7 protein-coding genes are annotated in these 6751 nt (G+C 56.1%); all 7 read right to left on the reverse strand.

What is annotated here, in order from left to right; all coding sequences use genetic code 11:
- Positions 1-463 (reverse strand): MFS transporter (locus RTI30_RS11565; RefSeq protein WP_312283808.1); only part of this gene is annotated, 463 nt, incomplete at its 3' end.
- Between the two features lie 37 nt (positions 464-500).
- Positions 501-1442, reverse strand: coding sequence for a heme o synthase (locus RTI30_RS11570; protein WP_312262998.1), 942 nt, complete (start codon positions 1440-1442; stop codon positions 501-503).
- 9 nt (positions 1443-1451) lie between these two features.
- On the reverse strand, positions 1452-2399 hold the full coding sequence (locus RTI30_RS11575) for a cytochrome C oxidase assembly protein (protein ID WP_312262999.1): 948 nt from the start codon (positions 2397-2399) through the stop codon (positions 1452-1454).
- Positions 2400-2419: 20 nt separating this feature from the next.
- Entirely contained in the window at positions 2420-2782 is a 363-nt protein-coding gene (locus RTI30_RS11580) for a cytochrome O ubiquinol oxidase (protein ID WP_312263000.1), read from the reverse strand.
- Positions 2779-3411, reverse strand: a complete 633-nt coding sequence (locus RTI30_RS11585) for a cytochrome c oxidase subunit 3 (protein ID WP_312263001.1) — start codon at positions 3409-3411, stop codon at positions 2779-2781. The genes RTI30_RS11580 and RTI30_RS11585 overlap by 4 nt, the downstream gene beginning before the upstream one ends.
- 51 nt (positions 3412-3462) lie before the next feature.
- A complete protein-coding gene (locus RTI30_RS11590; RefSeq protein WP_312263002.1) occupies positions 3463-5604 on the reverse strand; it encodes a cbb3-type cytochrome c oxidase subunit I in 2142 nt (713 codons plus the stop codon).
- A 22-nt stretch (positions 5605-5626) separates the two neighbouring features.
- A complete protein-coding gene (locus tag RTI30_RS11595; protein WP_312263003.1) occupies positions 5627-6586 on the reverse strand; it encodes a COX aromatic rich motif-containing protein in 960 nt (319 codons plus the stop codon).
- Positions 6587-6751 lie beyond the last annotated feature (165 nt).

A 6751-nucleotide genomic window follows, 5' to 3' on the forward strand; every position in this document is an offset into this window, starting at 1 on the left:
CATAGATGAGTGGTCCGAGGGCCATGCCCAAAACGTAGGCAATGGAAATGCTGCCACCGATCGCCGCCATTGCCTTGGTACGGTGGGCATCGTCGGTGAGATCGCCAGCCGTAGCGAGGAGCACCGAGGAAACGGCCCCGGCACCCTGCAAGACCCGGGCGAGGATCACTCCCCAAATACTACTGGTTACCGCGCCCAGCACGGAGCCGGCAACGAAGAGCAGGAGTCCAAAAACCAAAACCGGTTTGCGTCCAAAGCGATCCGAAGCGCTACCAAAAGGAAATTGCAAAACCGCTTGCGCCAAACCATAGATGCCGACGGCCAAACCCAGCAAAAACGGCGTACTGTCGCGCATGGAATGGCTGTCGAGGGCAAGAACCGGCATGAGCATGAAAAGCCCAAGCATACGCGTCATGTAGATGAAGCTGAGCCCAAAGACGGCCTTTTTCTCCGTCGCCGTCATCGGCGCGGCGGCGGGCCGCCTGCGCCGTGGCTTACCCTTAGAGGAGGCCATAGCCGAGAATCGCCTTCCCTACGAGCAATGCGGTAAACAGCAAAAAGAGATAGCTGATAGAAAACGCAAACATCTTGCGCGCGTAGAGATCCATCTCCGCACTCTCCGGCAGTTTGCGCAGACGCAGGGCCATACCGACAAACCACGCACCAGCTACCCAGGCAATGCCACCGTAAATCCAATCGTGGCTAAGGAAGGCCGGCACCAGGCTCACTAGCCAGGTGGCAATGGCGTAGATCAAAATTTCCTTGCGCGTGCGGTCGATACCATGGGTGACCGGCAACATCGGAATGCAGGCCTTGGCATAGTCGCGCCGACAGTAAATGGCGAGCGGCCAAAAATGCGCTGGCGTCCAGACGAAGATGAGTGCTACCAAGAACAGCGGATAGAGCGCTACCGATCCCGTTACCGCGGTCCAGCCGATCAATGGCGGCAGGGCCCCCGCCAAACCGCCCCAAACGATGTTCCAGGGGGTGCTGGGCTTGAGATAGAGAGTGTAGACGACGCCGTAACCCACGGTTCCCAATAGGGTCAAGGCGAGGGTAAGGGGATTGGTCCATATCCATAGCACCGCGACGCTGGTGGCCAGCAAAACGCTTGCATACACCATGGCCCCACGCCGACCGATACGTCCCTCGGCCAGCGGTCGACGGTGGGTACGCCGCATATGCTGATCGAGCTCGGGCTCGACAATCTGATTCAGAACACCACCGGCCCCACCGGCCAGAGCAATGCCCAAGAGCCCAGCCAGTGCAGCCGGCCAGTGGGTAATCCCGCCGGGCGCGAGCAGCTCTCCGACCAAGGCGGTGAAGACCAGCAAAGACACTACGCGCGCCTTGGCCAGCACCCACAGATCACGCAGCAATTGCACGGCCCCACTCGGGCCGGGCAGGATCAGGGGAGACGGAGTACCGAGAGACTTAGCCATAATTGTTCCTTACCGCCAGACGAGGACAATGGCGAGGCTCATGGAAAGCACCATGCCCTGATGAAAAGCCACCATAATCCCCGGATCTTTGGGTTTGAGATTGACCGCATGAAATAGGAGGAAACCGACGGCAACTTGCAGCACCGCCAAGTAGAAGGCAACGGGATAGGCCGGCATCATCCAGCCCAGGGTCGCAACCAGGAGCAGTGCCGCCGAAACGTGGGCGGCAACGGTCCATTGCGATGCCTTATGCGGCGCCACGAATGCCCCGATCTCCTTACCAAAACCGCGCTGCCCGGTGGTCATCCCGCCCAATAGCACGGCAAAGAGCAAGGCGTGCAAGGCACCCATCGCGTACAGATAAGACCAAAAATTCATGCCTGGGTAGACGAGATTGACCAAAAAGATCAAAAAGACCCCGTAGGCCAACAGTCCATGGATGCCATGCACCAAAGCCGGGGCCTTGCCAGCCAGAACGTAGAGGGTTCCCATGCCGAAGAGCGCAGTAACCACAATGAGTCCCAGACCGGAAAGGGTGTTGACGTCTGGCGAAAGAATGGCGAGAGCAAGGGCGACCAAACCCACCAAGGTAGCCACCACGCGGTGCGCCGCCTCGGGATCGCTGCGCAGCATCAAAACGACAATGTTGCGGGTGTACGGCCACTTGGTTCCTAAGGAAAGCCCGTAACCAAAGCCTTCCACCAGACTACCGAGGAGGATGAGCACCATGGCAAACCCAACTTCCATGGTCGAGAGGGCGCGAACCAAGGCCGCGACCACCCCACCACTGCCCTGCATACCTTCGACCACTCCGGCAACGACAGCCGCAACCAGGGCAAGGCCAATGAACTTGCCAATGGCGCGCACGAAGGGGGTCATCTCCGGTTCGACGGCATGGGGAATATCCCCCTGCCCTACTACCCCTGCTACTCGACCACTCTCTAAGACGCTAGACATGTTTGACTCCTAGAAGATGCTCAGTGCATTCCCATGCCCGGCATCATGGGCATGGTCCGCAAGTACAGCTGCGAGAACATCCACCAGGTCAGACCAATGGTGAGAATGAACAGAGGAATGAAGAGCACCAAGGAGACGGTGTTCCAGATATTGTGCTCAGAAATATCCAAGTGCAGCAGAAAATAGATCTGCGCAATAATGGAGACCGCCGCGCAAATGCTGATCACCAGCAACAGCCCAAAAGGTGGGAAGGCATGGGAAGTCACCATGGCCGTTGCCGCCAACATCAGCAACAGGGAAATCAGAAAACCGGTAAAATAGCCGCGAACGCTGGCCATCTGCACTTCCGGGTGCAAAATCGGATTGTCGTGACCGTGACTCATGACATATACCCCCAGAGATAAACAAAAACGTAGACAAACACCCAGATGATGGCCTGCAAGTGCCAAAACATCCGCAAGGTGAGCAGGCGTCCGACGGTATCGGTGGTAAAGCCCTTACCCATTACCTGAAACATCATGACGACGATCCAAATCAGTCCGAAGAAGATGTGGGCTGCGTGGGTCTGGGTCAGGACGATGAATGCCGAGGCACCACCACTGGTCTGCACCGTCACTCCATGAGCGGCAAGATCCATCATGTCGTGGATATCCAGGCCCAAAAAAACGGCGCCGAGCACAAAGGCGGCGACCAAGCCATTCATGACGCCGGCTTTGCTACCCTTCTTGAGGGCGCTCATGCCCATGCCATAGGCCAAAACGCTCAAAAACAAGGCCACGGTCTGGGTAAAGGTATACCAAGGGTGGACGAAGTCCGCTGGGGTTGGACCGTTGTAGTAGCTGTGGGAATAGCTCAACACACCATAGGCCGCAAAGAGTGTCGCGAAGAGCATCCCGTCGCTGAGCAGGTAGAGAAAATACCCAAAGGTCCGGGTAGAGATCACATCATGGCCATGATAGTGGGTATCCCACAGAGTGGCCGTTTTTGGATCCGGTGAATTATGTGCACTCATTACCAAAATTCCTCTTGTAGAGGGGCGTGAATTAGTTCACGCCCACAATCCTCAGTGCTGATCGCCAGTGCTGGGCGGCGTCCCCAAAGGTGCAACGCGTTGACCATCAAAGGCCATCGCCCCACCCGGCACCGCATGCCCACCGTGCTGCGGCAGATGATCCACCTCTATCTGCTGCTGGCGACGCATTGCCTCGCGCTCCATTTTCTCGAGCTCCGCGGCGGTGATGATGTAGCCGGGGTCACCACGCCAGGAGCGGACGATCATGAGTACGATGATCGCTACCAAGCTGATCAAACAAAGCCACCAGATACGCCAGGTCAGGGCAAACCCGAGAACGAAGGTCAGTGCACCAATGTAGAGCGCCACGCCGGTGTTGTTCGGCATGTGAATGTCGACATAGTGGGCCGGCTGCGTCTCATTGATGCCATTCTGACGCCGCCAAGCCAGCTCATCGCGGGCATTGACATGGGGGGTAACGGCAAAGTTGTAGAAAGGTACCGGCGAGTGAGTGAGCCACTCGAGGGAACGCGAGGTACCCCAGGCATCCTGACCAACACGATTCTTCACCCGGTCGCGAACACTCACGTACAGGAGAACGAAGAAGGCCGCAACCGAGAGGCAGTACACGCCAATACCAATTTCCTCGGTCACCAGATACGGATGCCAAGCGGTATTGAAAACGTAGTCCAAACGCCGGGTTTGCCCCATGAAGCCGAGCATGTACATCGGGATGAAGACCAGCGCCGTGCCACCGCTGAAGAGCCAGAACATGGTCTTGGCCCAGAATTCGTCGAGCTTGAAGCCAAAGACCTTCGGGAACCAGAAGATCACCGAGGCAAAGATGGCGTAGACGATCACCAGCAACATGGAATGGAAGTGCGCGATTACGAAGACGCTGTTGTGCACCATGTAGTTGATGGCGGGAATCGCCAGCATCATGCCGGTGAGACCACCAATGAGGAGCAGGAAGAGCGCCCCGATTGCCCACAACATGGCTGCGGTGTAGGTGATGCGGCCGCGGTACATGGTAAAGGCCCAGTTGAAGACCTTCACACCGGTAGGAATACCCACCAACATCGTCGCGATACTAAAGAAGCTGTTGACGTCGGGTCCGGCACCCATGGTAAAGAAATGATGCAACCAGACCAGCCAGGAAACACCGGCAATGGCAAAACTTGCCGCCACCATGGTGATGTAGCCGAATAGCGGCTTTTCCGAGAAGGTGGGGAAGATTTCAGACATCATGCCAAAGGCAGGCAGAATGACGAAGTACACCTCTGGATGGCCCCAGATCCAGAACAGATTGGTATACAGCATGAGATTGCCGCCGTAACCCGCGGTAAAGAAGTGCGAACCAAAATAGCGGTCGCAGGCCACCAGCGCCAAGGCAATCTGCAATGCCGGGAAGGAGGTCAGCGCAATGATATTGGCGGAGAGGCTGGCCCAGGTGAAAATCGGCAGACGGAACCAGGTCATCCCCGGAGCGCGCATCTTGACGATGGTCGCAATCAGGTTGATACCGCCGAGGGTGGTACCCAATGCCGTGAGTTCGAGGGTCCAGATCCAGTAGTCCACACCCACGCCAGGGCTATACTGCAACTCGAAGATCGGGGCGTAACCAAACCAACCGTTGTGAGCAAAATCACCCACAAACAAGGACGCCATGATCAGTCCAACGGCAGCCGCCGTGATCCACAAACCCAGGGCGTTGAGGTAGGGATAGGCCATATCGCGGGCGCCCACCTGAATCGGCACGATGATGTTCATGAAGCCGACGAGCAAGGGAGTTGCCGCCAGCAAAATCATGATCAAACCATGGGCACTGTACACTTGGCCGAAATGGAAAGGCGTCAAGTACCCATGTACGGCGCCGAAAACACCAGAGGATTGCGGCCCATTGGCCCAGACCTGCTGCGTGCGGATCATCAAGCCGTCGACAAAACCACGAAAGAGCATGACCAAACCCAGGATGATATACATCACCCCGAGCTTCTTATGGTCGACAGTGGTCAGCCACTCTTTCCAAAGATAACCCCACTTGTGGTAGTAGGTGATCAAACCAATGATCAGAATGGCTCCGATCATTACCACCACGAAGAGTGGCGCGAGAATCGGGTTGGTATAAGGGATCTGGTCTAAGGCCAGTCTCCCTAGCAAGGGGTTCCACCCCCCAGGCACTTGAACGAGCATTTGCGTCACCTCTCCTTTTATCCTAGTCGCGATGCTCTGCGGCTTGCTTTTGCAAATAAGCCACCATGTTTTCGGTCATTGCCGGCGGCAAGGGCCAAGTCTTACCGTCCATCACTTCCATGATGAGGTGGTTGAAAATCCCATCCTCCACATGGGAGAAATACACCACACGGTGATTCACGTTGATGTATGGTTCCGCGAAACGATTGAAGCTTGCGTAATCCATCGTCTTTGGTGATGCCTGGACTTTTGCCACCCAATTCTGGAAATCCGACTGGGTGACCATTTTGGTTTTGAAGGTCATCCACGAAGTACCGGCGCCAGCGTAGTCGGAGGCGATGCCTTGATACTCACCCACGTGATCGCTCTCGAGCGCATTCTTGGTACGCATGCCCGGCATCACATCGATCATGCCAACCAATTGCGGGATGAAGAACCCAGAAGTAACCGCGGTAGAAGTCAAGCGGAAAAATACTGGGGTATGTATCGGCAGGACCAACTCGTTGGCTACCGCCATATGATACTGGGGATAAATGAATAACCACTGCCAATCGGTGGCGATCACGTCGACATTGACCGGGTCACCCTTGGGCGCCATGTGCTTGGTGATGACCGTAGGATTGTAGGGATTGACCTCAAAAGTGCCTTTGTAGGCGAAGTAAGAGAGAAACCCCACGGCGATAATCGGGATACCCCAGACCACCACTTCCAAGACGTTGGAATGCGACCACTGGGCATCGTACTTACCGCGGTTCTTTCCCTTCGAATATTTCCACATGAACCAGATCACCAACAACGTGGTGATACCGACGATAGCGCCCATGATCACCACGTCGATGATCAGGTACCGCAGATTGGTTTCGGCCATGATGCCATGAGGATCGAAGATCCAGAAAATACTGGCATTAGCGACACTGGCCCATAAGCCTGCCAGCGCAGCCCCTCCCCATGCTACCAGTCGTTTTGCTTGTTGTTTGAACATACTTACCTTTCTCCCTGACGGATTCCAAGTTCCGCATCTCTACCGATATCACCAATCCCAGTGACTAGGGACCCTCTGATTTAGCCCTCTGATACAATGGGTTGACCGAGTAGCTAGGAGATGACATCCATGACCGGACAGATGACCTTTGCCGAGGAGCCCAGC

Origin of the sequence: Candidatus Igneacidithiobacillus taiwanensis (assembly GCF_031962545.1) — a bacterium.
Lineage (GTDB): Bacteria > Pseudomonadota > Gammaproteobacteria > Acidithiobacillales > Acidithiobacillaceae > Igneacidithiobacillus > Igneacidithiobacillus taiwanensis.